Origin of the sequence: Streptomyces hesseae (assembly GCF_031845785.1) — a bacterium.
Taxonomy (GTDB): domain Bacteria; phylum Actinomycetota; class Actinomycetes; order Streptomycetales; family Streptomycetaceae; genus Streptomyces; species Streptomyces hesseae.
The window spans coordinates 23,954-50,562 of sequence record NZ_JAVRFI010000019.1 but is presented as its reverse complement, the minus strand read 5'-3'; the positions used below and the strand labels follow the sequence as shown (position 1 = coordinate 50,562).

Here is a 26,609-nt window from a genome sequence, read left to right as displayed (position 1 = left end):
GGCGATGACCACCTCCACGTTTTCCACGTCCCCCGCGGCGCGCAGGCCCGCCCGGGCCCGTGGCCTCGCCTGGCTCGTCCTGCGCCAGCACCGCACCACGGCCTGGGTCGCCTTGGCCCTGCTGGCCGCGCTGATCGCGGAGCTGGTGTGGCTGCGCCTGGCGATGAGCGGCCACCTCGACGCCCACCCCGGCCTGCGGACGGCCTGCGTGCCGGGCACCGGGGGCAGCGACTGCGCCGACGGCCTCCTCGCGCAGGTCGACCAATTCCGCTCCACGTACGGCGACTATCTGCACTACAACGGTCAGCTGCTGGAGTTCCTGCCGCTGCTCACCGGCCTGTTCGTGGCCGGGCCGATGGTCGCGCGCGAGCTGGAGAGCGGTACGCACCGGCTGGTGTGGGCACAGTCCGTGACCCCGGTGCGCTGGCTGGCCGCGAAGCTCGCCGTGCCGGTGGTGGCCGTCCTGGCCGGGGTCTCCGCGCTCGCCGCCGTCTACACCTGGACCTGGAGCGCCGCCCCCGCCGGGCTGCTGCCCGGGCAGCGCTGGGACCGGTCGTTCGACATGATCGGCCCCGCGCCGGTCGCCCACGCCCTGCTCGCGATCGCGGTCGGCGCGCTCGTGGGCTTGCTGATCAAGCGCACGGTGCCGGCCATGGGCGTCGCGCTGATCGCCTTCGGCGCGCTCTGGGGGCAGCTGGAGACTCTGCGGCCGCGCCTGATCGGCCCGGCCACGCAGCTGTCGTCCGCGCAGCCGGCCCTGATCAGGGGCGACAAGGACTGGATCGTCGAGTACGGCATGGTGACGAAGACGGGCGGCCGGATCCCGGAACCCCGGTGCGGGGTGGGCGTCGGCCCCGCCGACTGCGTCACTCAGCACCATGCTGCCGGGTGGTACGTGGACTGGCATCCCGGCTCGCACCTGTGGCCGCTGGAGTGGGCGGAGGCGGGCCTTACGGTGGGCCTGGCGGCGCTCGCGGCCGGCGCGGCGTTCTGGGTGATCCGCCGGACATACCCCTGACGTATCCCCGGCGTGGTGGGGGCGCGGGGCGGAGATCCGTCCCGCGTCGTCCCGTGCTGGAAGCGGATCCTCGTCCCGCGCTGGAAGCGGCCGCATTTCCTTAACGCCATGTGGACGTTACCCGTGATTAAACCTTGGTTGCGAGCCTTGGTGAATGCAGCCCGCCGCGCCCCGCGCCTCCGAACGACGGCTCCGCGCCGCCCCCGCGTCGTCTTCCGACGCGCCCGTGCGGCCCCCGGCGCGGAACAATGAAGACATGAGCCAGTCGTCCAGCGCACAGGCACACGACAGCACCGACTCCACCGAATCGGTGGGTTTCATCGCCGCCCACCGCCCGAAGGCCGCCGTGGTCGCGGGCGTGCCCCGGATCGGGCCCGATCTCGACACGTACGAGATCAAGGATCTCGACGAGGGCGACGGCCGTGTGGACGCCGAGCCGCTGCCCGACGGCCGCTTCCTGGACCGGGAGCGCAGCTGGCTCGCCTTCAACGAACGGGTGCTGGAACTGGCGGAGGATCCGGCCACACCGCTGCTGGAACGCGCCAATTTCCTGGCGATCTTCGCCAGCAATCTCGACGAGTTCTTCATGGTCCGCGTCGCCGGCCTCAAGCGCCGCATCGCCACCGGCGTCGCCACCCGCTCCGCGTCCGGGCTCCAGCCGCGCGAGGTCCTGGAGCTGATCTGGACCCGCTCCCGGGAGCTCATGGCCCGGCACGCCGCCTGCTACCAGCAGGACGTCGCCCCCGAGCTGGCCGAGCAGGGCATCCACCTGATCCGCTGGAACGAGCTGACCGAGAAGGAACAGGGCAGGCTGTTCACCCTCTTCCGGCAGCAGATCTTCCCCGTGCTCACCCCGCTCGCCGTCGACCCCGCGCACCCCTTCCCGTACATCTCGGGGCTCTCGCTCAACCTCGCCGTGGTCGTCCGCAACCCCGTGAGCGGCCATGACCACTTCGCGCGCGTGAAGGTGCCGCCGCTGCTGCCGCGCTTCCTGGAGGTCTCCCCGCGGCGGTACGTCCCGCTGGAGGACGTCATAGCGGCCCACCTCGAAGAGCTCTTCCCCGGCATGGACGTGCTCGCGCACCACATGTTCCGGGTGACGCGCAACGAGGACCTGGAGGTCGAGGAGGACGACGCGGAGAACCTCCTCCAGGCCCTGGAGAAGGAGCTCATGCGGCGCCGCTTCGGCCCGCCCGTACGGCTGGAGGTCGAGGAGACCATCGACCCGTACGTGCTCGACCTGCTCGTCCGCGAGCTGAAGATCAGCGACGCCGAGGTCTATCCGTTGCCCGGCCCGCTGGACCTCACCGCGCTCTTCGCCATCGGCTCCCTGGACCTGCCCGAGCACAAGTACCCGAAGTTCGTCGCGGGCACCCACCGTGACCTCGCCGAGGTGGAGTCCGCCTCCGCGCCCGACATCTTCGCGGCGCTGCGGGAGCGCGACGTCCTGCTGCACCACCCCTACGACTCCTTCTCCACCTCCGTCCAGGCGTTCCTGGAGCAGGCCGCCGCCGACCCGGACGTCCTGGCCATCAAACAGACCCTCTACCGGACCTCCGGCGACTCGCCGATCGTCGACGCGCTCATAGACGCCGCCGAGTCCGGCAAACAGGTCCTCGTCCTCGTCGAGATCAAGGCGCGCTTCGACGAGCAGGCCAACATCAAGTGGGCCCGGAAGCTGGAGGAGGCCGGCTGCCACGTCGTCTACGGGCTGGTGGGGCTGAAGACCCACTGCAAGCTGTCGCTGGTGGTCCGTCAGGAAGGCGACACGCTGCGCCGGTACGCGCACGTGGGCACCGGCAACTACCACCCCAAGACGGCCCGGCTCTACGAGGACTTCGGCCTGCTCACCGCCGACCCGCAGGTCGGCGCCGACCTCTCCGACCTCTTCAACCGCCTCTCCGGCTACTCCCGGCGCGAGACCTACCGGCGGCTGCTCGTCGCCCCCAGGTCCCTGCGCGACGGGCTGATCTCCCGGATCGGCAAGGAGGTCGCCCACCACCGCGCCGGACGGCCCGCGTACATCCGCATCAAGGTCAACTCGATGGTGGACGAGGCCGTCATCGACGCCCTGTACCGCGCCTCGCGCGCCGGGGTGCCGGTGGACATCTGGGTGCGCGGCATCTGCGCGCTGCGGCCGGGTGTCGTGGGCCTCTCGGAGCACATCAGGGTGCGCAGCATCCTCGGCCGGTTCCTGGAACACTCCCGGGTCTTCGCCTTCGGGAACGGCGGGGAGCCCGAAGTGTGGCTCGGCAGCGCCGACATGATGCACCGCAACCTCGACCGCCGCATCGAGGCCCTCGTCCGGGTCACCGACCCCGGCCACCGGGCCTCCCTCAGCCGGCTGCTGGAACTCGGCGTCTCCGACCGCACGGCCTCCTGGCACCTGGGCCCGGACGGCAACTGGACCCGGTACGCCACCGACGCCGACGGCCGGCCGCTGCGCAATGTGCAGGAGATGCTCATCGACGCCCGGAGGCGCCGGCGTGGCTCAGCGACCTCATGACCCGCCGGTTACGCTCACCGCGCCGGCGTCCGTGCCCGTGTCCGTGCCCGTGGAGTATGAAGTGACGACGACGGAACGTTCCGGAGGGCAGGCCGCGCTCGACGGCGGCGCCCCTTATGGCCTTCATGGCCATCACGGCCATCACGGCCTGGAGGCGCCGACCGCCGGGGACGTCCTCTCCGGCTACCTCCACACCCAGGCCACCGAATTCCTGCGCAGCCTGCGGCTGCACGGCGAGAGCCGCTCCGACGCCGAGGACGCGGGCGAGGCGGTCCGGCTGCTGCGGCGCTCCGCGCGCCGCGTCGCCGGCACGCTCCACGTCTACCGGCCGCTCACGGACGTCGCCTGGACGGATCAGCTCCGCACCGAACTGGTCTGGCTCTCGGACGTCCTCGGCCGCGAACACGCCTACACCGCCCGGCTGGCCCGGCTGCGCGGCGCGCTCCACCGCCTGTCCGGCACGGACGGCACCCCGACCGTGGGCGCCGCGCGCGCCGGGGCGCTGCTGGACCGCCAGCTGACCCTGGCCCGCACCCGCGCCCACTCGGCTGCCCTCCAGGCACTGGGCTCGTCACGCTTCCACGGCGTCGCGGACTCGGTCGCCGTCCTGGCCTCCGAAGTACCGCTGGACCCCGCCGCGCACGAGGTGCTCGCCGGCGACGCCCTGACCCGCCTGGTGGAACAGATCCAGCGTCGGCTCACCGAGGCGGTCGACGCGCTGCCCCTGTCGGCGTCCGGACTGCCGTACAACGCCGAGGCCCTCACCTGCGGGCTTGCCGCCACGCCCACCGCCGACGCCCCGGCCGCCGAGACCCGCCAGGACGCGCCCTGGCACCAGGTGCGCCGCCTGGTCCGGCTGCGGCGCTACGCCCAGGAGGTCCTGGACGAACAGCGGCAGTCGGAAGCGGAACCGTCCCTCTCGGTGCGGCTGCTCAGCGCGGGCCAGGCCCTGGACCGCCACCGCGACGCCGCCGAAGCCGCCGCCGCGGCGGCCTCGGCCGCCCGCACCCCGCGCATCGCCCCGGCGACGGCGTACGCCCTCGGCGTCCTCCACGCCGACCAACGGCACGAGGTGGAGGCGGCGCGCTTCCTGTTCGGCCGGATCTGGCAGCGGGTCTGATGGCCGGGGCGACGGTGGTGCGGGCGGCCGGGTGCGTGCTGTGGCGCCGGGCGCCTGGCACCGGGGTGATCGAGCTGGCGCTCGTCCACCGACCGAAATATGGCGATTGGTCCTTCCCGAAGGGCAAGCTCAAGCGGGGGGAGGATCCGCTGCCGGGTGCGATCAGGGAGGTCCTGGAGGAGACGGGCATGCACTGCGCGGTGGGGGCGCGGCTGCCCACGGCCCGGTACATGGTGGACGGGCGGCCGAAGGAGGTTCGTTACTGGTCGGCGGAGATGACGGGGGGATTCTTCGAGCCGAACAGGGAAGTGGATCAGCTGGTGTGGCTGCCGCCGGATGCCGCGCGGGCACGCCTTAGCAATGAACGGGACCGGCCGCTGGTGGACGCGCTGTGCGCCGCGCTGGGTCTTTGCCCCTGACCCCGGACAAAATCAGCCCCTCCGGCGTTTGAGGAGCGGGGGTCTGGGGGCGGAGCCCCCAGAAAACCTCACCCACCCGGCGCCAGCGCCCCCCACCGGACGGTGAGCTCCCCCTGCCGCCACCGCGCAGGCCCATCCACCACGGGCCAATCCGCCCGCAGCGCGGACGCCGTCCGAATCCACCGCTGCCGCGCACTGAGCGCCCCGTAAGGGGCGAACGCCGCCCACGCCCGGTCGAAGTCCCGCAAGAACGCATGCACCGCCTCCCCCGGAACGTTCCGGTGGATCAGCGCCTTCGGCAGCCGCTCCGCCAGATCCGACGGCGTGTCCAACGACCCCAGCCGCGCCGCGAACGTGAGAGTGCGCGGCCCCTCCGGCCCCAGCGCCACCCACACGTGCCGGCGCCCGATCTCGTCGCACGTGCCCTCGACGAGCAGTCCGTCCGGCGCGAGCCGCCCGCACAGCCGCTCCCAGACGGCGGCGACCTCGCCCTCGTCGTACTGCCGCAGCACATTCGCGGCGCGAATCAGCAGGGCGCGCCGCCCCGTGTCCCCGGGCAGGGGGACCTCGAAGCCGCCGTGGACGAAGGCGAGCCCGTCGCGTTCGTACGGCTTCGCGCCCGCGACGCGCGCGGGGTCGATCTCGATGCCCACGACCTCCGTGTCCGCCCGCACCGTGCGCAGCCGGCCCAGCAGTTCCACGGCCGTCCACGGCGCGGCGCCGTAGCCGAGGTCGACGGCCACGGGGTCGGCGGAGCGCCGCAGCGCGGCCGCGTGGGTGGCAGCGATCCAGCGGTCCATGCGGCGCAGCCGGTTGGGATTGGTGGTGCCGCGGGTGGCCGAGCCGATGGGGCGAACGGTCCTAGCCACGTCCGGAGCCCTCGTCCCACGCCCGCGTGTCGGAGACGTTCGCGGCGGCCTGCCGCCCCGCCTCGGCGGGGTCGCGGTCGCGCAGCGCGGCCAGCAGGGTCTCGTGGCCGACGGGGTCCGCGCCCTGGAAGCCGGACGTGGACCAGGCCTCGGCCATGGCCGCCCGCAGCGGCCCGGCGAGGTTGCGGTAGAGCTCGGCGAGCAGCGCGTTGCCGGAGGCGTCGGCGACACCGGCGTGGAAGTCCCAGTCGGCGGCGATCCACGCGTCGAAGTCGCGGGCCTCCCACGAGGCGGTGCGCCGCCGCAGCGCGTCGGCGAGCGCGTCGAGCGCGGTGTCGTCGGCGCGGGCGGCGGCGAGGCGGGCGGCCTGCGCGTCCAGGCCCTCGCGTACCTCCAGGAGCTGGCCGAGGTCGCTGCCGCCGTAGAGCCGGGTCACCGCGCCGGACAGCTCGCTCTTGGCCTTGACGTAGGTGCCGTCGCCGCGGCGTACCTCCAGCAGCCCGGTGTGGGCGAGGGCGCGTACGGCCTCGCGGACGGTGCCGCGCGCGACCTGGAGCCGGCGCATCAGCTCGGGCTCGGGCGGGATGCGGCTGCCGACGGGCCAGTCGCCGGAGGCGATGCGGGCCCGGATCCGTTCGATGACCTCGTCGGAGAGCGCCGGGCGGCGCACCGGTTCGAGGGCGGGGTCGGCGGGGTCGGCGGTCATGCGGCCACGGTACCGGCTGGCCGGGGAGCACATCGCACGTCGCACGTTGGACATCAAACGTCAGACGTCTTACGTTTAAGTCCATGGCTCAGAACACCGCCACCCCCACCTCCGCCGCGACCCCGGCCCGCGCCCGCGCCGGCCTCCTGGCTGCCGTCGCCGTGCTCCTCATCGCCCTCAACCTCCGCCTCGGTATGAGCAGCGCCGCCGCCCTCCTGGACGCCCTCCGCGCGGACCTCGGCTTCTCGCCCCTCGTCGCGGCGCTGCTGCCCACGCTGCCGTCGCTCTGCTTCGCCGCCGCGGGCGCCGGTACGGGCGCCCTGGCCCGCCGGATCGGCGCGGAGCGCGCGGTCCTCGCGGCCGTCGCCGCGCTGACCGCCGGGCTGGCGGTACGGGCCGTACCGGCCACGTGGGCACTGCTGGCCGGCACCGTGCTCGGGATGTCCGGGCTCGCGCTGTGCAACGTCCTGCTGCCCACGCTCGTCCGCACCTACTTCCCCGGGCGCGTCGGCCTGGTCACCGGCCTCTGCACCACCACCCTCGCCCTGGGGGCCACGCTCGCCTCCGCCGTGGCCGTCCCCGTGGCGGGGGTCGTGGGCTCGCCGTCGCTGGGCCTCGCCGTCTGGGCGCTGCCGGCGTTGGCCGCGACGGTCGTGTGGGCCGCCCGGACGGGCGTACGGGCGCCGGGTGCCCCGGCATCGCCGGCCCAAAGAGGGCAGGGGGAGCGGATCTCCCCCTGGGCCATGGCCCGCACCCGTCTCGGCGCGCTGGTCACCGCCTATTTCGGCCTCCAGGCGCTCAACGCCTACGCCATCACCGGCTGGCTGCCCTCGCTGCTGTCCGGCCACGGCATGTCCGAGGGCGCGGCGGGCGTCGTGCTGGCGGTCGCCCAGGCCGTGGGCATACCCGTGTCCTTCGCGGTCCTGGCCCTGGCCAAGGGCCCGGCGGGGCTGCGCGGGGCGTTCGTGGTCGTCTCGGCGGCGATGCTCACCGGCTTCACCGGGCTGCTCGTGGCGCCCATGGCGATGCCCCTGGTGTGGGCGGTGCTGGTGGGGCTGGGGCTGTGCTCGTTCCCGCTGGTCCTCACCGTGATCGCGCAGAGCGGCAGCGGCCCCGCGCAGACCACGGCGCTGTCCACGCTCTCCCAGTCCCTCGGCTATCTGCTGGCCGCGTCCGGCCCCCTCGCCGTGGGGCTGCTGCACGACGCCACCGGCGGCTGGACGGCCCCCATGGGGCTGCTCCTGGCGACGGCGGCGGCCCAGCTGGCAGCCGGAATCGCCCTCACTCGCGGCCGCCCGTAGCGATTTGACCAGGGCTTTGCGTCACTGTTTGGTAAAGGGGAAATGGGAGCCGGGCCGTCCGGTGTTGCACCGTCGGACAGGCGATGGACGCCCCAGGGACGGTCCCTCAGTGGGCGGACGGAGGACAGACGGTGAGCCAGTACGCATCCCGGCTCGGCGCTCGCCGTGGCCGTACGCTCGGCCACTTCCCCAAGCCCCAGCTCCGGCGCCTCGGCACCCCCCGGCGCCCGCGCCGCGTGGCCATGTTGAGCGTGCACACCTCCCCGCTCCACCAGCCCGGCACGGGCGACGCGGGCGGCATGAACGTCTACATCGTCGAGCTCGCCAAGCGCCTCGCGGAGATCGACATCGAGGTGGAGATCTTCACCCGCGCCACCACCGCCGCCCTTCCGCCCACCGTGGAGCTGGCCCCCGGCGTCCTGGTGCGGCACATCGACGCGGGCCCGTACGAGGGCCTGGCCAAGGAGGAGCTGCCCGCGCAGCTGTGCGCCTTCACCCACGGAGTGATGCGCGCCTGGGCGGGCCACCGGCCCGGCTATTACGACCTGGTCCACTCCCACTACTGGCTCTCCGGCCACGTCGGCTGGCTCGCCGCCGAGCGGTGGGGCGTGCCGCTCGTCCACGCCATGCACACCATGGCCAAGGTCAAGAACGCCGCGCTCGCCGTCGGCGACACCCCCGAACCCGCGGCCCGCGTCATCGGCGAGACCCAGATCGTCCGCGCCGCCGACCGGCTCATCGCCAACACCCGCGGCGAGGCCGACGAACTCGTCCACCACTACGACGCCGACCCGGAGAAGGTCGCCGTCGTCCACCCCGGCGTCAACCTCGACCGCTTCCGCCCGGCGGGCGGCCGGGCCGCCGCCCGTGAGCGGCTGGACCTGCCCGCCGACGCCCTGATACCGCTCTTCGCCGGACGCATCCAGCCCCTCAAGGCCCCGGACGTGCTGCTGCGCGCTGTCGCGGTGCTGCTGGACCGGCGTCCCGAGCTGCGCTCGCGCATCGTCGTCCCCGTGGTCGGCGGCCCCAGCGGCAGCGGCCTCGCCAAGCCCGAGGGCCTCCAGAAGCTGGCGGCCCGCCTGGGCATCGCCGACGTCGTCCGCTTCCACCCGCCCGTCGGCCAGGACCGCCTCGCCGACTGGTACCGCGCCGCGTCCGTGCTGGTCATGCCCTCGTACAGCGAGTCCTTCGGCCTCGTCGCCATCGAGGCCCAGGCCTGCGCCACCCCGGTCCTCGCGGCGGCCGTCGGCGGTCTGCCCGTGGCCGTACGCGAGGGGGTCAGCGGCTTCCTCGTCGACGGCCACGACCCGGCCGACTACGCCACCGCGCTCGCCCGCTTCGCCGACGACCCGGCCCTGGCCGGCGCCATGGGCACGGCCGCCGCCGACCACGCCCGCTCCTTCGGCTGGGGCGCGGCGGCCGCCGCGACTGCGGAGGTTTACACGGCTGCTGTCGCCGAACGGCGGCGGCGTCTGCGCGTCGGCACGTCCGCGCGGTAAGTGCCCGCTCCTCGCCGAGCCCCGGGCGTCGCCTACGCTCGGCACATGTCCGATGCGAAGACCACCATCGAGCACGCGCTTCGTGAGGCGGACCTCGAATGGGAGAGCCCGGCCGGCTCCGACGGCACGTACGTCGTCAAGCTCCCCGGCACGCGCAAGCTGTCGACGACCGTCTCCCTGGTCGTCGGCAACCACTCGCTGTCCGTCAACGCCTTCGTCGTACGGTGCCCCGACGAGAACCACGCCGCCGTGCACCGCTGGCTGCTGGAGCGCAACACCCGGCTCTACGGGCTCGCCTACGCCGTCGACCGGCTCGGGGACATCTACCTCGTCGGACGGCTGCCGCTGGCGGCCGTGACGCCCGACGAGGTCGACCGCATCCTGGGGCAGGTCCTGGAGCACGCGGACGGCAGCTTCAACACGCTGCTGGAGATGGGTTTCGCCAGCGCGATCCGCAAGGAATACGCGTGGCGCACGGCGCGCGGCGAGTCGACGCGCAACCTCGACGCGTTCACGCGCCTGACGCGCGACGAGCCGACGCCGTAGGGGGCCCGGCCGCTCAGGCCGAGGCCGTCTCGGCCGCCGTCTCGGCCGCCGTCTCGGCCGCCGGCCGAGCGGCCGCGCCGGCCGCGTCAGTCGCGCCCTCTGCGGGGAGCCCCCGCATCAGCCACCAGTACCCGGCGGCCGCGACCGTGCCCACGACCGCGCACCCCGCCCACAGCACCTTCGACCCGTACTCGTCGATCACGAACCCGCCCGCGAGCGGGGCGACCAGCGCCGCGAGGGACCACGAGAGGGTGTAGACGCCCTGGTAGCGCCCCCGCCCCTGCGCGGGGGAGAGCCGCACCACGAGCCCCATCTGGGTGGGGGAGTTGACGATCTCCGCCAGGGTCCAGACGCAGATGGTCAGCGCGTACACGCCCAGCGAGCCCGCGAAGGCGGTGAGCCCGAAGCCGTACCCGGCCAGCAGGGCGGAGATCACGAGCAGCCGCTGGGGGTCGCGGTGCTCGATGAAGCGGGTCACGGGGATCTGGAGGGCGACGATCAGGACGCCGTTGACGGCGATGGCCATGCCGTAGTCGCTGCTGGAGAAGCCGTCCTTGCCCATGGCCACCGGCAGGCCCACCGAGTGCTGCATAAAGATCAGGGCCATCAGGAAGGACAGCCCGACGACGCCCATGAAGCGACGGTCGCGCAGCACCGTCCCCAGCCCGACCGGGGGCTCCTCGGCGGCCCCGTCCGCCCCGGGCACGGCCGTGGGCCGGGTCTCGGGAAGCTTGAGGAAGACCAGGACCGCGCAGGCGAGAGTCAGCGCGGCCTCGCCGAGGAAGCCGATCAGATAGCTGTACTGGGCGATGACACCGGCCGCGAGCGAGGAGAACGCGAAGCCCAGGTTGATGGCCCAGTAGTTGAGCGCGAACGCGCGGACGCGGTCCTCGGGGGCGACGATGTCGGCCATCATCGCCTGGACGGCCGGGCGGGAGGCGTTGCTGGTCACGCCCACCAGGAAGGCGACGGCCGCGATGGCGGCGGGCTGCTCGACGAAGCCGAGCAGCGCCACGGTGCCGGCGGTGGACAGCTGGGCGATCAGCAGCGTGGGGCGGCGGCCGAGCCGGTCGGTCATCACGCCGGCGCCGAGGGAGGAGACGACCTGGCCGAGCCCGTGCAGCGCGGCGACGAGACCGGCGTAGGAGGCGGAGTAGCCCCGGTCGACGGTCAGATAGAGCGCCAGGAACGTGGCGACGAAGGCGCCCATCCGGTTGATCAGGGTCGACGTCCACAGCCACCAGAACGCCCGGGGCAGTCCCGAGACGCTCTGCTTCGCGGCCCTCCCGATACTCGCGACCGACATCCCGCGCCCCCCGAAAGTAAGTGGTACTAAGCTCTCCGCACCTTACGCATTTGAACGTGTCCACGCCATCCAATTGACGATCGGCGTCAATCGTCCCGGGCGCGGGGCGCTCGTACGGTCGATTACGCTCAAGGGCATGGCCGACGCACCGTACAAGCTGATCCTCCTCCGCCACGGCGAGAGCGAATGGAACGCGAAGAACCTGTTCACCGGCTGGGTGGACGTCAACCTCAACGAGAAGGGCGAGAAGGAGGCTGTCCGGGGCGGTGAGCTCCTCAAGGACGCCGGCCTGCTCCCGGACGTGGTCCACACGTCCCTCCAGAAGCGCGCGATCCGCACCGCGCAGCTCGCGCTGGAGTCCGCCGACCGCCACTGGATCCCGGTCCACCGCTCCTGGCGGCTGAACGAGCGCCACTACGGCGCCCTCCAGGGCAAGGACAAGGCCCAGACGCTGGCCGAGTTCGGCGAGGAGCAGTTCATGCTCTGGCGCCGTTCGTACGACACCCCGCCGCCGGCCCTTGAGGACGGCAGCGAGTTCTCGCAGAGCGACGACCCGCGCTACGCCTCGATCCCGAGCGAGCTGCGCCCGCGCACCGAGTGCCTCAAGGACGTCGTCGAGCGCATGCTGCCGTACTGGTACGACGGCATCGTCCCGGACCTGATGGCCGGCCGCACCGTCCTGGTCGCCGCGCACGGCAACTCGCTGCGCGCCCTGGTCAAGCACCTCGACGGCATCTCCGACGCCGACATCGCGGGCCTGAACATCCCGACCGGCATCCCGCTCGCCTACGAGCTCGACGCCGACTTCCGCCCGGTCGTCCCCGGCGGCACGTACCTCGACCCGGAGGCCGCCAAGGCCGCCATCGAGGCCGTGAAGAACCAGGGCAAGAAGAAGTAGGAAGTACCGAAGCGGAACGGGGCAGGGCCCCTGCCCGGCAGTCGATGGCTGCCGGGCAGGGGCCCTTCTCTACGCGTGAGTGACGTGCGTGGACTCGTCAGGCGCAGCTTCCGCCGCACTGGCACGAGCCGCCGCTCTGGCAGCCGCACGAGCACCCAGGACCACACTGACAGCCGCTCATTCGGTCTCCTCCCTCGAAGGGGTGTCTGCCTCCACCCAGTCAAGGACCGCCCGCAGCGAGCGTCAATGCCCATCGCGTACGTATGTACGGGGCGGACGGGGGCGTACAGGCGCACGGCAGGGGCGCCAGGGCGTACGGGGGAGCGGGCCCGCCTTCCGGGGGTGTCAGTCCGCCTCGACCGCGCCGGTGGCGCCGCCGGCCTGGACGATCTCGTCCGCGTGCTCGCCGGTCACCAGGTAGACCACGCGCTTGGCCACCGACACCGCGTGGTCGGCGAAGCGCTCGTAGTAGCGGCCCAGCAGGGTCACGTCGACGGCCGTCTCGATGCCGTGCCGCCAGCGGTCGTCCATCAGGTGCTGGAAGAGCGTGCGGTGGAGCATGTCCATGGCGTCGTCGTCCTGCTCCAGCTGGAGCGCCAGGTCCACGTCCTTGGTGATGATCACCTCGGCCGCCTTGGCCATCAGCCGCTGGGCGAGCTGGCCCATCTCCAGGACCGTGGAGTGGAGGTCGCGCGGGACCGCCGTCTCCGGGAAGCGCAGCCGGGCCAGCTTGGCCACGTGCTGGGCGAGGTCGCCGGAACGCTCCAGGTCCGCGCTCATGCGCAGCGAGGTGACGACGATCCGCAGGTCCGTGGCGACCGGCTGCTGCCGTGCCAGCAGGGCGATCGCCCGGGCCTCCAGGTCCCGCTGGAGGTCGTCGACCTTGGCGTCCGCCGCGATCACCGTCTCCGCCAGCTTGAGGTCCGCGTCCAGGATCGCCGTGGTGGCGCGCCCGATCGCGGAGCCGACCAGCCGGGCCATCTCGACCAGGCCCTCGCCGATCGAATCCAGCTCCTCGTGGTACGCGTCCCGCATGTCCTGTCCTTCTCTCACCTTGGCAGCGCCGGGACCGGCTCCGGCGGCTTCCCGCCGACCGTCATCCCGGCCGTGACCTCTACGTTCCGGCCGGAACGTAGACGGCAGGCGGCCGCCGGAGTGAACCAGCACTGGCCTGAAGGTGAACTCTTGGCAACGGGTGTTCGAGGTGCCCCCCATTTGGCTGTGGCTGTGTCGGCGCGCCCGCATAACCTTGACTCATGAACCTGGATGCGGCCGTCGCCGCAGCGGCAGCGATCGCCGGAGTGTGCACCGGTGTGATCGCCATGCTGGCGTTCCGCTGGAGCGAGCGCGACCAGGCTCGTCCCACCCGTAGCTCCCTGCACACCGACGCCGTGCTGCCGCCCGGCGTCGACACCGTCCTCTCCGTACTGCGCTCCTCCGCCGTCGTCCTCGACGAGGCCGACGCCGTGGTCAAGGCCAGCTCCGCCGCCTACGCCCTCGGGCTGGTGCGCGGCGGGAAGCTCGCCGTCGAGCCCATGCTCCAGATGGCCCGCGACACCCGCCGGGACGGCGAGATACGCCAGGTCGAGCTCGACCTCCCCCGGCGCGGCACCGGGCGCGGCGAAGCGCTCGCCGTGTCGGCCAGAGTCGCGCCGCTCGGCTCCCGGCTCGTGCTGCTGCTGGTCGAGGACCTCACCGAGGCCCGCCGCATCGAGGCCGTCCGCCGCGACTTCGTCGCCAACGTCAGCCATGAGCTCAAGACACCCGTCGGCGCGCTCTCCCTGCTCTCCGAGGCCGTCATGGACGCCTCCGACGACCCCGAGGCGGTCATCCGCTTCGCCGGCCGGATGCAGATAGAGGCCACCCGGCTGACCAGCCTGGTCCAGGAGATCATCGACCTCTCCCGGGTGCAGTACGACGACCCGCTGGAGGACTCCGAGCCCGTCCGGGTGGGCGAGCTCGTCGCCGAGGCCGTGGACCGCTGCCGCCAGACCGCCGCCAGCAAGCAGATAACCATGGCCACCGGAGGCACTGCCGAGCTCCACGTCTGGGGCAACCGCGGCCAGCTCGCCGCCGCCCTCGGCAACCTCGTGGAGAACGCGGTCAACTACAGCCCCGCCCGCACGCGCGTCGGCATCGCCGCCCGCCGCGTCGCCGCCCCCGGCGGCGACCTGATCGAGATCGCCGTCACCGACCAGGGCATCGGCATCTCCGAGAAGGACCGCGAGCGCGTCTTCGAGCGCTTCTACCGCGTCGACCCCGCCCGCTCCCGCGCCACCGGCGGCACGGGCCTCGGCCTGTCCATCGTCAAGCACGTGGCCGCCTCGCACAGTGGCGAGGTCACCGTCTGGAGCGCCGAGGGCCAGGGCTCCACGTTCACGCTGCGGCTGCCCGAGGCGGGCGCGGCCCGTGACCGCGAGCGGGGCGGCAAGCACCCGCGCACCGGCCAGGAGCCGGGACCGTCGCCGGTCCCGGACTCCGGCGACACCCCAGACGGGCCCGCCGGCGCGACCTACGCCGGCGAGCACCTCCCCCTGCCGGGGGTCCGGCCGTGAGCCCCGGCACTCTCCTCCTCTTCCTCTCTTCCCCCTCTCCGCACTTCTCAGAGAACCGACCGGAGGCCGCCTCGTGACCCGAGTGCTCGTCGTCGAGGACGAAGAATCCTTCAGCGACGCGTTGTCCTACATGCTCCGCAAGGAAGGCTTCGAGGTCGCGGTCGCGGCCACCGGGCCCGACGGGCTGGACGAGTTCGAGCGCAACGGCGCCGACCTGGTCCTGCTCGACCTGATGCTGCCGGGCCTGCCCGGCACGGAGGTCTGCCGGCAGCTGCGGGGACGCTCCAATGTGCCCGTGATCATGGTGACCGCCAAGGACAGCGAGATCGACAAGGTCGTCGGCCTGGAAATAGGAGCCGACGACTACGTCACCAAGCCCTTCTCCTCCCGCGAGCTCGTCGCCCGCATCCGCGCGGTGCTCCGCCGCCGGGGCGAGCCCGAGGAGGTCACCCCCGCCGCGCTGGAGGCCGGCCCGGTCCGCATGGACGTCGACCGGCACGTCGTCACCGTCGCCGGCGGCAAGGTCGACCTGCCGCTGAAGGAGTTCGACCTCCTGGAGATGCTGCTGCGCAACGCCGGGCGTGTCCTGACCCGGATGCAGCTGATCGACCGCGTCTGGGGCGCGGACTACGTGGGCGACACCAAGACCCTCGACGTCCACGTCAAGCGCCTGCGCGCCAAGATCGAGCCCGACCCGGGCGCGCCGCGCTACCTGGTCACGGTGCGGGGGCTGGGCTACAAGTTCGAGCCGTAAACCGGCCTCGGCTCACGACCCGCCGGACGGAGTCCGGCGCAGCGGCCCGAAGCCCGGGAGGCCCCCCAGGGCCGAGCGGTGCGAGGGGCGCGTGAGGAAGGTGCTCGAGCCGTAAACCGGCCTTGGCCCTGGGGCGCGGGTAAGCGAAAGGGGCCCGGAAACCTCACGAGGTTTCCGGGCCCCTTCGCATACCGTCAGTGGCCCGCGTGCTGCGGGGTGGCCGAGGCGCCCGCGCCCGGCTTGGTGCCCGCCTGGTGGCCGGCGCCCTGCGGCTGGCCCGCGGGCGCGCCGGCCGGGGCCGAGGAGGCGCCGGCGGGGGCGCTCGGCGTGCCGCTCGGCGTGCCGGCGGGGGACTGGGCCGGGCCCCAGTCCTTGTAGAAGCTCTTCGCCGGGACGACGAACGCGGCGATCTTCACCTCACCCGTGGAGCTGAAGTCGAAGGACAGCCGCTGGGTCGCGCCGTCCTTCAGGCCCTCGCGGCCCTTCGGCAGCACCGCGGAGGGGTTGTCCTTGCCGCCCAGGACGATCGAGCCGCCCGCCGGCACGACGACCGGGCCGGAGCCCTTCGCCGGGGCCAGCGTCACGGGCGAGTCCAGGCCCGTGAGCTTGATCGAGCGCAGCTCCTGGTCCTTGCGGCCGTTGTTGAAGACCTTGCCCGTGACGACCGCCGGGCCACCGGCCTTGAGGTCCTCCTGGGTGATCACATTGACGTTCTGGAGCCGGATGTCGCCGACCGAAGTGGCGGCGTTGTCCGGCTTGACCTCCAGCGTCTGCGCCTTGTTGCCCGCGGCGCAGGCGGAGAGCGAGGCGATCGAGACCACGAGGGCGGAAGCGGCGAGAGCGCCGCGTCGAAGGCTGCTGCTCACGGCGGCGGCATCTCCTTGGACGAGGTGCACGTACGAGGTACGCACGGGATAAGGGTCTTGTCAGCGGGCTTAGGTTACCGAGCCGTCGTACGGCGTCCGCACCCGACCCGCCCCCATGGTCAACTCGGCGCCACGACGGCCCCACGGCCGAATATCGACGACGGCCGGAACTCCGGCCGCCGCGGAACGCCCGGCCGGGTGACGCGAGGGAATATCGGCAATGAATGCGAGAGGTCCCGGGAAGCCCCTTCCGGAATTGATCAAGTTCGGCTTGATCAATTCCGGAAGGGAAGTACGGAAGGGATGCGCGCCCCGAACGGAGTACCGGAAGTCGGCCGACCGGAGCCCGGCAAACCGGGACGTTCGGCCGCTCGCGGGGCCTGTCCGACAGGTGTAACGTGCGCGTTTCGCCTGACCCGGACAACCGCTCCGACCTGCGAATACCTGCTTCCGGAAGGGCTCCGCAGCACGTTCCGGTTGCTGTTGTCAAGCCCTGAGATATGCCCTGACCTGCGGAAACGCCATTCAGAACGGACAGTTCCCGTGTTAGACTGGATAGCCACGGAAGGGGTACCTGTCACATGACGTTCAAGGTTGGCGACACCGTGGTCTATCCCCATCACGGGGCCGCGCTGATCGAGGCCATCGAAACTCGCCAGATCAAAGGCGTGGACAAGACCTACTTGGTGCTGAAGGTCGCCCAGGGTGACCTGACGGTTCGGGTGCCGGCGGACAATGCCGAGTTCGTCGGCGTTCGCGATGTGGTCGGCCAGGACGGGCTTGACCGGGTCTTCGAGGTGCTCCGCGCACCGTACGCCGAAGAGCCGACGAACTGGTCCCGTCGCTACAAGGCAAATCTCGAGAAGCTCGCGTCCGGCGACGTGATCAAGGTCGCCGAGGTCGTTCGCGACCTGTGGCGGCGTGAGCGTGAGCGCGGTCTTTCCGCAGGTGAGAAGCGCATGCTCGCCAAGGCGCGGCAGATCCTGGTGAGCGAGCTCGCCCTCGCGGAGAGCACCAACGAGGACAAGGCCGAGGCCCTGCTCGACGAGGTTCTCGCGTCCTGACGTAACAGCACAGGTGCCGGCGGCTGTGCCCCGCAACTGGCTTCATAGAAGTGCCGCGGTGCCCGCGTGATGACTCGAGAGTCATCCGGCGGGCGCTGCGGCGTCTTCGGCTCTACAGCTTTTGTGCCCACGAGCTTCATGCTTTGCCTACGAGCTTTGTGCCTACGAGCTCTGTGCTTACGCATCGCGCGCTTGGCGTGCCGGGCCCGGGCAGCCGGCCCGACCAGCTCGTCACGGAAGGGGCTGGTCGGGGCATCGTGCCCGGCACTCCCCCCAGCTCTTCGAGCAGGGGGTACCCCCAGGCCATACCCAATTCGGCGAAGGAAACAAACCTGAACGCCAACCCAATGTCTGATCGAGGCAGCTCTCAGACGTTTTCGCGTACCGCCGCCGTCATTCCCGCCGCGGGCCGCGGCGTCCGGCTCGGACCGGGCGCCCCCAAAGCCCTGCGGGCCCTGAGCGGTACCCCCATGCTGGTCCACGCGGTACGGGCCATGGCGGCCTCCCGCGCGGTCTCGCTCGTCGTCGTGGTCGCCCCGCCGGACGGCGCCGCCGAGGTCCGCAACCTCCTCGACGCCCATCCGCTGGCCGACCGCGACAGCACCCGCACCGACGTCGTGGTCGTCCCCGGCGGCGCGACCCGCCAGGAGTCCGTCCGGCTGGGCCTCGCGGCCCTGCCCGCCGACGTCACCGCCGTCCTCGTCCACGACGCCGCCCGCCCGCTGGTGCCCGTCGACACCGTCGACGCCGTCGCCGCCGCCGTCCGCGAGGGCGCGCCCGCCGTCGTACCGGCGCTGCCGCTCGCGGACACCGTCAAGCAGGTCGAGCCGCGCACCGGCGAGCGCGCCGGTGAGCCGGAGCCCGTGGTGGGCACGCCCGAGCGGGCGCTGCTGCGGGCCGTGCAGACGCCGCAGGGCTTCGACCGGGCGGTGCTCGTCGAGGCGCACGAGAAGGTCGCCGTGGAGGGCGAGGGCGCCACGGACGACGCCGGCCTGGTCGAGCGGCTCGGTGTCCAGGTCGTGGTCGTGCCCGGCCACGAGGAGGCGTTCAAGGTGACCCGGCCGCTGGACCTCGTCCTGGCCGAGGCCGTACTCGCCCGTAGGAGGGCCAACGATGGCTTCTGACCGCCCCCCGCTGCCCCTGGTGGGCATCGGCACCGATGTGCACGCCTTCGAGGAGGGCCGCGAGCTGTGGTGCGCGGGCCTGCTGTGGGAGGGCGCGAGCCACGGCCTCGCGGGCCACTCCGACGGCGACGTCGCCGCCCACGCGGCCTGCGACGCGCTGTTCTCCGCGGCCGGGGTCGGCGACCTCGGCGCCCACTTCGGCACGGACCGGCCCGAGTGGTCGGGCGCGTCCGGCGTCACGCTCCTGACGGAGGCGGCCCGGATCGTGCGCGCGGCGGGGTTCGAGATCGGAAATGTCGCCATTCAGGTGATCGGCGTGCGGCCGAAGATCGGCAAGCGGAGGGAAGAGGCGCAGAAGGCGCTCTCCGCCGCTGTGGGGGCCCCTGTGGCCGTTTCCGGCACCACGACCGACGGTCTCGGCCTCACCGGCCGGGCGGAGGGCCTGGCGGCCATCGCGACGGCGCTGGTGTACCGCGTCTGACACGCGGCGTAGCCATGTCCGGGGTCCGGGGCGGAGTCCCCGGTTTCGGGAAGGGGCGGGTCAGGGGAAAGATCCACGGACCCGTACCCGCCCCACCCGGAAGGACCCATCCGTGTCTGCCGCGCTCTCCGACGACCTCAAGTCGTACATCGACGACAACCCCGCCTTCGTCACCGTGGCCACCGTCCAGCCCGACGGCAGCCCCCAGCTCTCCGTCACCTGGATCAAACGCGACGGCGACGACCTGCTGTTCTCCACGACGGTCGGCCGCCGCAAGGAGCGCAATCTCCGCCGCGAGCCCCGCGTCACCGTCATGGTCAACCCGCCCAACGCGCCGTACACCTACGCCGAGGTGCGCGGCACCGCCAGCATCACCACCGAGGGCGGTCCCGAGCTGATCGACGAGCTGTCGCGGAAGTACACCGGCAAGGACTACGCCGACTTCAACCCGGCCGCCAAGGATGACGCCCAGCGCGTCGTGGTCCGCATCACGCCGCGCAAGGTCGTCGGCTCCCTCTAGTACGCCCGGTACGCCGGCCTCAGCCGCCCTCCGACCGCACGGCACCCACCCGGTCGGAGCGCCGCGGCTCGTTCAGCAGCGGCAGCCCGTCGAGCGTGGGTGCGGCCCCGCTGTGGCGGATGTCCTCCATGCCCCTGCGCAGCGCCGAGCGCAGCCGCCGGCCGAGCGGGCGCTCGACGTAGCGGTGCATGAGCCAGGCGGCGCCCAGCATCACCGTGATCAGCCCGGTGACGAGCGGCAGCGGGGGGACGGCCTCGCGCAGCGCGTAGATGATCGTCATCCCGATGTACTGGTGGAGCAGGTACATCGGGTAGGTGAGCGCGCCCGCCGTGGTCAGCCAGCGCCACCGCACCCGGTCGAAGGTGCCCAGCGCCACCGGCGCCATCACCGCGAAGATCGCGAAGACCATGACCTGTGCCGGGAGGAGCGCCGTCGTGTGGTTGGCGTTGTCGTGCACCCGCTTGGCCACCTGGTGGTTGGCGAGCAGGTACGAGATGGCGACGATGCCCCAGAGCAGGGCCGTGGGCCGGTAGCGGTGCATGAGGTAGTAGGCGATGCCCGCGACGAAGTACGGCGCCGCGAAGGGCGTCGTCCACAGCGTGAGGAGCTTGCTGTCGGCCGTCGGGGCGATGGCGGCGGCCAGGGTCCAGACGCCGCAGAAGATCACGCAGCGGCGGTAGGTGACGCCCCTGGCCACGACGAGGGCGAAGAGGACGTAGAACTTCAGCTCCACGAAGAGCGTCCAGTAGACGCCGTCCACGTCCCAGACGCCGAGTCCCTGCTGGAGCATGGTCAGGTTGGTGAAGACGGTCTCCGGGCCCGCCACCGAGCGGACCTCCGGCCACAGCATGACCACACCACCGGTCAGCAGGATCGCCACCCAGTAGGCGGGGTAGATCCGCGCGGCCCGGGACACCACGAAGTCACCGAGGGACCTGCCCCAGGCGCTCATGCAGATGACGAAGCCGCTGATGAGGAAAAAGATCTCCACGCCCAGCCAGCCGTAGCGCGTTATCGGCTCGATGCCCGGGAACAGCAGGCGCGGGTCGCGGTTCCAGCCGCCGTTCAGACTCGTGTAGTGGTACAGCACGACCATGAGGGCCGCGAGCAGACGGAGTCCGTCCAGGATGCAGAGCCTGGGACCAGGCCCACCCGGTCGGACGCCATCGTTTTCGCCGCCGCTGGCGAAACGCATGTCGTCCTCTCCCGTTGGCTGTCGGCCCGCTGCGCTTACGGGCCACCCTGCATGCTGACACACCCAACGTGCCCGACGGGTGACCGAACGTCACGGACGGGCCGCCGGCCTCCCGGTTTCCGCCCGATGCCCGGGGCGGGTCCCCCAAAAGGAGCAACGGCGGCCCCCCGGATGACCGGGGGACCGCCGTCGGGGCGTGGCGGGCGGGCTCGGGGCAGCCGCCGGGTGGCGTCAGGCGCGCTCGCGTGGTGCGCGCATGTCCGCCAGCGCCTTGGCCATGCCGCGTTTGAGCAAGCGGGCGACGGGGCGCTCCACGTAGCGGTGCAGCAGCCAGGAGGCCACCAGCATCAGCGCGACGAGGGCGGGGACGAGGACGTAGCGCGAGATGTCGTTCTCGAACTCCTTGATGACCGTCCAGCCGATGCGCTCGTGCAGCAGGTAGAGCGGGTACGTCAGCGCGCCCGCCGTCGGCAGCCAGCGCCAGTTGATCCGGCTCGTCTTGCCGAGCGCCACCGCGGCGATCGCCAGGTAGAAGAGGGCGAGCAGCATTACCAAGGGCCACAGCGGGAGCTTGTGCCCCACGTACTTCTGCACGTTGTGGTGCGTGCTGAACGCGAAGTGCTGACCGGCCACGAAGGTCGCGGCGACGATGCCCCACAGCAGCAGATTGGGGCCGTAGCGGTACATCAGGTAGAACGCCATGCCGGCGATGAAGAACCAGCAGTCGTTCGGCATCAGCACCGCGTCCAGCGCGTCGACGTCGAGGCCTGCGGCGACGGAGGCGGCCATGGCCCAGATCACGCAGAACCCGACGACCGTCCGGTAGGTCAGCCCTCTCCAGGCGATGAGCAGCGCGAAGAGCAGGTAGAAGCGGATCTCCGCCCACAGCGTCCAGTAGACCCCGTCCGCGGGGGCGACCTTCATCGGCTCGTGGAACATCGTGAGGTTGACCGCGACATCGCTCAGCGAGGGGCCGGGTCCGTTCACGGGCCAGATGGAGACGACGAGCGTCGCGGCGAGCACGGCGAACCAGTAGGCGGGGTAGAGGCGGGTGACGCGCGAGGTCGCGAAGTCGCCGATGCTTCTGCCCCAGGCGCTCATACAGATGACGAAGCCGCTGATGAGGAAGAAGAGCTGGACGCCCAGCCACCCATAGGAGGCCGGCACGTACGCCACCGGGAAGCGCTCGGTGGCAGGTTTGGACCACGCGGCGCTGTTGAAGGCGATGTAGTGGTAGAGCACGACCATGAGGGCTGCGAGCAGACGCAGGCCATCCAGTGCGGCGAGTCTCCCCTTGGGCGCTATTCGCGGGAGTGGTGAGGCAGGACGTTCCTTCTGCCGCTGCTGCACCGTCACGGAGGACGTCAACGTCCCTCCTGAGTCCTGTGTCCGGATTTCGCTGGTTTTATCGGGGGCCTGGCCGGGAAGGCACGACCGCCGGGGAAGCTACCATGCGGCCCCCTATCATGTGCAGATAGTAAGGAGAGGTCAAAGACCCGCCACGGGTTCCACGGAAGCTGTCGCTCCGCCGCAGTAGGGCTCCGCGCTCGTACCCGTTATCGAGTCAGCCCGTGCCGCCAGGGGCGATGCACCCCCTCAGGGCCACTACCCTGGTGCCGTGACCATTCGCCTGTACGACACCAGCGCCCGGCAGATCCGTGACTTCTCCCCGCTGATCCCGGGCTGCGTCTCGATCTACCTGTGCGGGGCGACCGTACAGGCAGCGCCGCACATCGGGCACATCCGTTCCGGTCTGAACTTCGACATCATGCGCCGCTGGTTCGCCTACCGCGGCTACGACGTGACGTTCGTGCGCAACGTCACGGACATCGATGACAAGATCATCGCGAAGGCCGCCGAGCAGGGCCGTCCCTGGTGGGCGATCGGCTACGAGAACGAGCGCGCCTTCAACGACGGCTACGCCGCCCTCGGCTGCCTGCCGCCCACCGTCGAGCCCCGCGCCACCGGCCACATCACCGAGATGGTCGAGATGATGCGCGGCCTGATCGAGCGCGGCCACGCCTACGCCGCCGAGGGCAACGTCTACTTCGACGTGCGCTCCTTCCCCGGCTACCTCCAGCTCTCCAACCAGGAGCTGGACAATCTCCTCCAGCCTTCGGGCGAGGGCGAGACCGGCAAGCGGGATCCGCGCGACTTCGCCATGTGGAAGGCCGCCAAGGAAGGCGAGCCGAGCTGGGAGACCCCCTGGGGCCGCGGCCGGCCGGGCTGGCACCTGGAGTGCTCCGCCATGGCGCACAAGTACCTGGGCAAGTCCTTCGACATCCACGGCGGCGGCCTGGACCTGATCTTCCCCCACCACGAGAACGAGATCGCCCAGGCCAAGGCCTTCGGCGACGACTTCGCCTCGTACTGGGTGCACAACGCCTGGGTCACCATGAGCGGCGAGAAGATGTCCAAGTCCCTGGGCAACTCGGTGCTCGTCTCCGAGATGGTCAAGCAGTGGCGCCCGATCGTCCTCCGCTACTACCTGGGCACCCCCCACTACCGCTCGATGATCGAGTACAGCCCGGAGGCCCTGCACGAGGCCGAGGCGGCGTTCGCCCGCATCGAGGGCTTCATGCAGCGCGTCGTGGAGCTGGCCGGTCCCGTGGAGCCCGCCGCCGAGGTCCCGCTCGCCTTCGCCGAGGCCATGGACGACGACCTGGGCGTCCCGCAGGCGCTGGCGATCGTCCACACCACCGTCCGCCAGGGCAACTCCGCGCTGAGCGCCGACGACAAGGAGACGGCCGTCGCCCGGCTGGCCGAGGTCCGCGCCATGCTCGGCGTCCTGGGCCTGGACCCACTGGCCGAGCACTGGGCCGGCGCTGCCACGGGCCGTGGGGACGATCTTCACGGCGTGGTGGACTCCCTGGTCAGGATGGTGCTGGAGCAGCGCGAGAGCGCCCGGGGCCGCAAGGACTACGCGGCCGCCGACGCCATCCGCGATCAGCTCCAGCAGTCCGGCCTCGCCATCGAGGACACCCCCTCCGGCCCCCGCTGGACCCTGTCCTGAGGGACACTTTTCGTACGCACGTCTACTGAGCCTCGCCCCATGCGGCTCTGAGCAGTAAAGAGATAGGTGACCCCCATGGCCGGCAACAGCCAGCGCAGGAACCGTCGCACGTCCAACAAGAAGGGCGCGACGGTCGGCAGCGGCGGCCAGCGGCGCCGGGGCCTGGAGGGCAAGGGCCCGACCCCGCCCGCGAGCATGCGCAAGGGACACAAGAAGAACCGTGTCGCCGCGGCCCAGGCCAAGCACGCGGCCCGCCGCCCGGCTCCCCGCCGCGGCGGTCCCAAGGGCACCAACGAGCTCGTCGTCGGCCGTAACTCGGTCGTCGAGGCGCTGCGCGAGGGCGTGCCCGCGAACACGCTCTACGTCCAGCAGTTCGTCGACAGCGACGAGCGCGTGCGCGAGGCCATCCAGCTCGCCACGGAGAAGGGCCTCAACCTCATGGAGGCCCCGCGTCCGGAGCTGGACCGCATGACCAACGGCCTGAACCACCAGGGCCTGGTCCTGTCGGTGCCCCCGTACGACTACGCGCACCCCGAGGACCTGACCGCGGCCGCCGCCGGCAACGGCGAGGACCCGCTGATCGTCGCCCTCGACGGCATCACCGACCCGCGCAACCTCGGCGCCGTCGTCCGCTCCGTCTCCGCCTTCGGCGGCCACGGCGTGGTCGTCCCCGAGCGCCGCGCGGCCGGTATGACCGCCAGCGCCTGGAAGACCTCCGCCGGCACCGCCGCCCGGACGCCCGTCGCCCGCGCCACCAACATGACGCGGATGCTGGAGGCGTACCAGAAGGAGGGCCTGATGGTCGTCGGCCTCGCGGCGGACGGCGAGACCGAGCTCCACGAGCTGGAGGCCCTGGAGGGCCCGGTCGTGATCGTCGTCGGCAGCGAGGGCAAGGGCCTCTCCCGCCTCGTCGGCGAGACCTGCGACTTCCGTGTGCGCATCCCGATGCCGGGCGGCGCCGAGTCGCTGAACGCCGGTGTCGCGGCGGGCGTCGTGCTCTACGAGGCGTCGCGCCGCCGCGCCTGACGCGCCGGGCGGGACCAGCGGTACGACGGTGGCCGGGGAGGATCCTCCCCGGCCACCGCGCGTTCACCGGCCGCCGCACGTTTAACGGAGGACGTTCGGCCGAAGACGTTCTGAAGATATTGACGGGTCCTGGACACATCCAACCGGTCAAGGCAGTGTCCTAACCTCCGGTCACTCGGTTAGATGAGTGTGGACACCAGAACACCCCGCACACCTACGGGGGGAAGCTCTTCCGGGTACGACGACCAGCCCGCGCTGAGTACGGTGAAGGTCCCGTCCGACCCCGCGCAGGTCATCGTCAACCATCTGAGCTTCCGGGTGCAGCTCGCCCGGCCCCCACGCGCAGCCCGGCAGTTCGCCGGGGGAGCGGACACGGCACGGATCCCCGCCGCCAAGAGCGCCGGGGCCAAGCGCCGCGCCCCCGTGGTGTGGAGCGGGCGGACCGGGCCGGGAGACTCCGCCTCCACCCAGCTCCTCCAGGCCGTCCGTGACTCCGGCGGCCTCACCGCCCCGCTGCCCACGGTCGGCGGCGGCGACGCGGGCATCACCCAGGTGCTGCCGCGCATCAGCGTCGACGACGCCCCGGCCACCGTGATCGGCCCGCGCGGGCCCGCCGAGGAGCACGGCGGACCGCCGACCCAGCTCCTGCGCGGCATGCGCCCCACCCACAGCGCCTACGACGAGGACGCCGGCCATCCCGACGATCTCGACGACTTCGCCGACGAGCAGGACGCCGACGAGGACGAGCTCCGGCGCGGCCGCCAGGGCGACCCCGTCCGCCACGCCTATTACCCCGGGCGCCGGATGAACCTCGGCGTCGTCCTCCTCCCCCTGCGCGTCTTCCTCGGCCTCATCTCCGTCTACGGCGGGATGAACAAGCTCTGCGACCCCGTCTACTTCGACGGCGGCAAGCGCGGCTCCCTGGTCGAATGGCTCCACCAGCTCCACCCCTGGGCCGCCGCCGAGCCCCTGCGCGTCCTGGCCCTCGCCCACCCCGTCGGCGCCGGCCTGAGCGTCGCCTTCGCACAGGTCGTCATCGGCGTCCTCACCATCTTCGGCCTCTGGCAGCGGATCGCCGCCGCCGTCGGCGTGCTGCTCTCCGTGATCCTCCTCGTCACGGTCAGCTGGCGGACCACCCCGGTCTACGGCGCGCCCGACATCATCTACCTGGCCGCCTGGAGCCCCCTGGTGATCGCCGGGGCGCCCTTCTACTCCGTCGACGGCCGGCTCGCCGGCGAGGCCTGGCGGCGGCTCGGGCCGCGCGCCGAGCTCTGGGCGCTGCGGCGGCGCGTGCTGCGCCGGGGCGCGGTCATGGCCACGGTGCTCATCGGGATCTCCCTGCTCACCGGGTCGATGCTGGGCGGGGCCGTCCGCTCCTCCCGGGTCGCCGAGACGCCCGGCACCCCGCCCCCGCCGTCCAACAGCCTCCAGGGTTCGCCGCTGCCGCAGCGGCCCTCCTCGTCCTCGCCGCGCGGCTCGCACGGCCCGGCGACGTCGGGTGCGCCGAAGCCCAGCCCGTCCACCCGGAAGACGCCCACCCCCGGGGCGACGCCGTCCGCGCCGGCCGGCACGGTCCGTACGCCCACGGCGTCCGCTGGCGGCGCCGGGCAGTCCAGCGGGAGCGCGGGCAGCGTCCGCCCGGCGCCGCAGTCCCCGCACCAGGCACCGGCTCCGGCGGCCCCGCAGCACAGCTCCTCGGGGGCGACGACGGGCAGCTCGACCGGCGGCTCCACGGGTGGTTCCGGCGGCGGTTCGGGTGGCTCGGGCAGCGGAGGGGCCCTGGGAGGGCTTCTCGGCTAGTCGTCGCCGTATGCGAACGGTCC

General features: G+C 72.2%; 24 protein-coding genes. 17 read left to right on the top strand and 7 right to left on the bottom strand.

The annotated features are described in order from the left end of the window. Nucleotides 1-4 precede the first annotated feature (4 nt). From RM609_RS24980 to RM609_RS24965, 4 genes are all read left to right on the top strand, one after another. On the top strand, nt 5-1,018 hold the full coding sequence (locus RM609_RS24980; protein ID WP_498073175.1) for an ABC-2 membrane transporter-related protein: 1,014 nt from the start codon (nt 5-7) through the stop codon (nt 1,016-1,018). 256 nt (nt 1,019-1,274) lie between these two features. Then, complete coding sequence (locus RM609_RS24975; protein ID WP_311613796.1) at nt 1,275-3,524, top strand: RNA degradosome polyphosphate kinase; 2,250 nt, start codon at nt 1,275-1,277, stop codon at nt 3,522-3,524. Nucleotides 3,525-3,585: 61 nt separating this feature from the next. Further along, nucleotides 3,586-4,644 (top strand): CHAD domain-containing protein, encoded by a 1,059-nt coding sequence (locus RM609_RS24970; protein ID WP_311613795.1) that lies wholly within the window; start codon nt 3,586-3,588, stop codon nt 4,642-4,644. Then, complete coding sequence (locus RM609_RS24965; protein ID WP_311613794.1) at nt 4,644-5,063, top strand: NUDIX hydrolase; 420 nt, start codon at nt 4,644-4,646, stop codon at nt 5,061-5,063. Before RM609_RS24970 ends, RM609_RS24965 begins: the two co-directional genes overlap by 1 nt. Nucleotides 5,064-5,131: 68 nt before the next feature. On the opposite strand, the gene RM609_RS24960 is transcribed toward RM609_RS24965, so the two are convergent. Beyond that, nucleotides 5,132-5,932: a class I SAM-dependent methyltransferase gene (locus RM609_RS24960; protein ID WP_311613793.1), complete on the bottom strand. Its 801-nt coding sequence runs from the start codon at nt 5,930-5,932 to the stop codon at nt 5,132-5,134. Further along, nucleotides 5,925-6,638: a FadR/GntR family transcriptional regulator gene (locus RM609_RS24955; RefSeq protein ID WP_311613792.1), complete on the bottom strand. Its 714-nt coding sequence runs from the start codon at nt 6,636-6,638 to the stop codon at nt 5,925-5,927. The genes RM609_RS24960 and RM609_RS24955 overlap by 8 nt, the downstream gene beginning before the upstream one ends. Nucleotides 6,639-6,721: 83 nt before the next feature. On the opposite strand from RM609_RS24955, the gene RM609_RS24950 reads away from it, so the two are divergent. The 3 genes from RM609_RS24950 (at nt 6,722) to RM609_RS24940 (ending at nt 9,984) form a co-directional block, all read left to right on the top strand. Continuing rightward, nucleotides 6,722-7,939 (top strand): MFS transporter, encoded by a 1,218-nt coding sequence (locus tag RM609_RS24950; RefSeq protein ID WP_311613791.1) that lies wholly within the window; start codon nt 6,722-6,724, stop codon nt 7,937-7,939. 131 nt (nt 7,940-8,070) lie between these two features. Further along, nucleotides 8,071-9,438 (top strand): D-inositol-3-phosphate glycosyltransferase, encoded by a 1,368-nt coding sequence (gene mshA, locus RM609_RS24945; protein ID WP_311613790.1) that lies wholly within the window; start codon nt 8,071-8,073, stop codon nt 9,436-9,438. Between the two features lie 45 nt (nt 9,439-9,483). Then, a complete protein-coding gene (locus RM609_RS24940) occupies nt 9,484-9,984 on the top strand; it encodes a type III secretion system chaperone family protein (protein WP_311613789.1) in 501 nt (166 codons plus the stop codon). 13 nt (nt 9,985-9,997) lie between these two features. Here the strand turns inward: RM609_RS24940 and RM609_RS24935 are convergent, their stop codons facing one another. Then, nucleotides 9,998-11,290, bottom strand: coding sequence for an MDR family MFS transporter (locus RM609_RS24935; protein ID WP_311613788.1), 1,293 nt, complete (start codon nt 11,288-11,290; stop codon nt 9,998-10,000). 136 nt (nt 11,291-11,426) lie between these two features. Here RM609_RS24935 and RM609_RS24930 point away from each other — a divergent pair, with 136 nt between their 5' ends. Continuing rightward, nucleotides 11,427-12,188, top strand: a complete 762-nt coding sequence (locus tag RM609_RS24930; protein WP_311613787.1) for a phosphoglyceromutase — start codon at nt 11,427-11,429, stop codon at nt 12,186-12,188. A gap of 345 nt (nt 12,189-12,533) precedes the next feature. Here the strand turns inward: RM609_RS24930 and phoU are convergent, their stop codons facing one another. Continuing rightward, a complete protein-coding gene (gene phoU, locus RM609_RS24925; protein ID WP_311613786.1) occupies nt 12,534-13,223 on the bottom strand; it encodes a phosphate signaling complex protein PhoU in 690 nt (229 codons plus the stop codon). Nucleotides 13,224-13,444: 221 nt separating this feature from the next. On the opposite strand from phoU, the gene phoR reads away from it, so the two are divergent. Then, the gene (gene phoR / locus RM609_RS24920; protein WP_311613785.1) at nt 13,445-14,743 is read left to right on the top strand and encodes a two-component system sensor histidine kinase PhoR; all 1,299 of its coding nucleotides are present in this window, start codon (nt 13,445-13,447) and stop codon (nt 14,741-14,743) included. Nucleotides 14,744-14,825: 82 nt separating this feature from the next. After that, the gene (phoP, locus tag RM609_RS24915) at nt 14,826-15,497 is read left to right on the top strand and encodes a two-component system response regulator PhoP (RefSeq protein WP_466728736.1); all 672 of its coding nucleotides are present in this window, start codon (nt 14,826-14,828) and stop codon (nt 15,495-15,497) included. 194 nt (nt 15,498-15,691) lie between these two features. Here phoP and RM609_RS24910 read toward each other — a convergent pair whose 3' ends face one another. Beyond that, nucleotides 15,692-16,363 carry a DUF461 domain-containing protein gene (locus RM609_RS24910; protein ID WP_311613784.1) on the bottom strand — a complete coding sequence of 224 codons (672 nt, stop codon included), beginning with the start codon at nt 16,361-16,363 and terminating at the stop codon, nt 15,692-15,694. A gap of 581 nt (nt 16,364-16,944) precedes the next feature. Here RM609_RS24910 and RM609_RS24905 point away from each other — a divergent pair. The 4 genes from RM609_RS24905 (at nt 16,945) to RM609_RS24890 (ending at nt 19,552) form a co-directional block, all read left to right on the top strand. Continuing rightward, on the top strand, nt 16,945-17,427 hold the full coding sequence (locus tag RM609_RS24905) for a CarD family transcriptional regulator (protein WP_009716930.1): 483 nt from the start codon (nt 16,945-16,947) through the stop codon (nt 17,425-17,427). 347 nt (nt 17,428-17,774) lie between these two features. Continuing rightward, on the top strand, nt 17,775-18,551 hold the full coding sequence (ispD, locus tag RM609_RS24900; protein ID WP_311613783.1) for a 2-C-methyl-D-erythritol 4-phosphate cytidylyltransferase: 777 nt from the start codon (nt 17,775-17,777) through the stop codon (nt 18,549-18,551). Next, nucleotides 18,541-19,032: a 2-C-methyl-D-erythritol 2,4-cyclodiphosphate synthase gene (gene ispF / locus RM609_RS24895; protein ID WP_311613782.1), complete on the top strand. Its 492-nt coding sequence runs from the start codon at nt 18,541-18,543 to the stop codon at nt 19,030-19,032. The genes ispD and ispF overlap by 11 nt, the downstream gene beginning before the upstream one ends. A gap of 112 nt (nt 19,033-19,144) precedes the next feature. Further along, complete coding sequence (locus RM609_RS24890) at nt 19,145-19,552, top strand: PPOX class F420-dependent oxidoreductase (RefSeq protein ID WP_311613781.1); 408 nt, start codon at nt 19,145-19,147, stop codon at nt 19,550-19,552. Between the two features lie 19 nt (nt 19,553-19,571). Here the strand turns inward: RM609_RS24890 and RM609_RS24885 are convergent, their stop codons facing one another. Together RM609_RS24885 and RM609_RS24880 are read right to left on the bottom strand one after the other, a co-directional pair. Then, on the bottom strand, nt 19,572-20,747 hold the full coding sequence (locus RM609_RS24885) for an acyltransferase family protein (protein ID WP_311613780.1): 1,176 nt from the start codon (nt 20,745-20,747) through the stop codon (nt 19,572-19,574). Nucleotides 20,748-20,978: 231 nt separating this feature from the next. Further along, nucleotides 20,979-22,115, bottom strand: coding sequence for an acyltransferase family protein (locus RM609_RS24880; protein ID WP_311613779.1), 1,137 nt, complete (start codon nt 22,113-22,115; stop codon nt 20,979-20,981). 250 nt (nt 22,116-22,365) lie between these two features. On the opposite strand from RM609_RS24880, the gene cysS reads away from it, so the two are divergent. The 3 genes from cysS (at nt 22,366) to RM609_RS24865 (ending at nt 26,586) form a co-directional block, all read left to right on the top strand. After that, nucleotides 22,366-23,760 (top strand): cysteine--tRNA ligase, encoded by a 1,395-nt coding sequence (cysS, locus tag RM609_RS24875; protein WP_311613778.1) that lies wholly within the window; start codon nt 22,366-22,368, stop codon nt 23,758-23,760. 75 nt (nt 23,761-23,835) lie between these two features. Next, nucleotides 23,836-24,786 carry a 23S rRNA (guanosine(2251)-2'-O)-methyltransferase RlmB gene (rlmB, locus tag RM609_RS24870; protein ID WP_311613777.1) on the top strand — a complete coding sequence of 317 codons (951 nt, stop codon included), beginning with the start codon at nt 23,836-23,838 and terminating at the stop codon, nt 24,784-24,786. A gap of 183 nt (nt 24,787-24,969) precedes the next feature. Further along, nucleotides 24,970-26,586: a DoxX family protein gene (locus tag RM609_RS24865; RefSeq protein ID WP_311613776.1), complete on the top strand. Its 1,617-nt coding sequence runs from the start codon at nt 24,970-24,972 to the stop codon at nt 26,584-26,586. Nucleotides 26,587-26,609: the final 23 nt, after the last annotated feature.

Excerpts from the sequence above, each read along its gene's own strand:
- RM609_RS24980 (WP_498073175.1), top strand. The coding sequence starts at position 5 with ATGACCACCTCCACGTTTTCCACGTCCCCCGCGGCGCGCAGGCCCGCC.
- RM609_RS24975 (WP_311613796.1), top strand. The coding sequence starts at position 1,275 with ATGAGCCAGTCGTCCAGCGCACAGGCACACGACAGCACCGACTCCACC.
- RM609_RS24965 (WP_311613794.1), top strand. The coding sequence starts at position 4,644 with ATGGCCGGGGCGACGGTGGTGCGGGCGGCCGGGTGCGTGCTGTGGCGC.
- RM609_RS24955 (WP_311613792.1), bottom strand. The coding sequence starts at position 6,638 with ATGACCGCCGACCCCGCCGACCCCGCCCTCGAACCGGTGCGCCGCCCG.
- RM609_RS24950 (WP_311613791.1), top strand. The coding sequence starts at position 6,722 with ATGGCTCAGAACACCGCCACCCCCACCTCCGCCGCGACCCCGGCCCGC.
- RM609_RS24940 (WP_311613789.1), top strand. The coding sequence starts at position 9,484 with ATGTCCGATGCGAAGACCACCATCGAGCACGCGCTTCGTGAGGCGGAC.
- RM609_RS24935 (WP_311613788.1), bottom strand. The coding sequence starts at position 11,290 with ATGTCGGTCGCGAGTATCGGGAGGGCCGCGAAGCAGAGCGTCTCGGGA.
- RM609_RS24930 (WP_311613787.1), top strand. The coding sequence starts at position 11,427 with ATGGCCGACGCACCGTACAAGCTGATCCTCCTCCGCCACGGCGAGAGC.
- phoU (WP_311613786.1), bottom strand. The coding sequence starts at position 13,223 with ATGCGGGACGCGTACCACGAGGAGCTGGATTCGATCGGCGAGGGCCTG.
- phoR (WP_311613785.1), top strand. The coding sequence starts at position 13,445 with ATGAACCTGGATGCGGCCGTCGCCGCAGCGGCAGCGATCGCCGGAGTG.
- RM609_RS24905 (WP_009716930.1), top strand. The coding sequence starts at position 16,945 with ATGACGTTCAAGGTTGGCGACACCGTGGTCTATCCCCATCACGGGGCC.
- ispD (WP_311613783.1), top strand. The coding sequence starts at position 17,775 with ATGTCTGATCGAGGCAGCTCTCAGACGTTTTCGCGTACCGCCGCCGTC.
- ispF (WP_311613782.1), top strand. The coding sequence starts at position 18,541 with ATGGCTTCTGACCGCCCCCCGCTGCCCCTGGTGGGCATCGGCACCGAT.
- RM609_RS24885 (WP_311613780.1), bottom strand. The coding sequence starts at position 20,747 with ATGCGTTTCGCCAGCGGCGGCGAAAACGATGGCGTCCGACCGGGTGGG.
- rlmB (WP_311613777.1), top strand. The coding sequence starts at position 23,836 with ATGGCCGGCAACAGCCAGCGCAGGAACCGTCGCACGTCCAACAAGAAG.
- RM609_RS24865 (WP_311613776.1), top strand. The coding sequence starts at position 24,970 with ATGAGTGTGGACACCAGAACACCCCGCACACCTACGGGGGGAAGCTCT.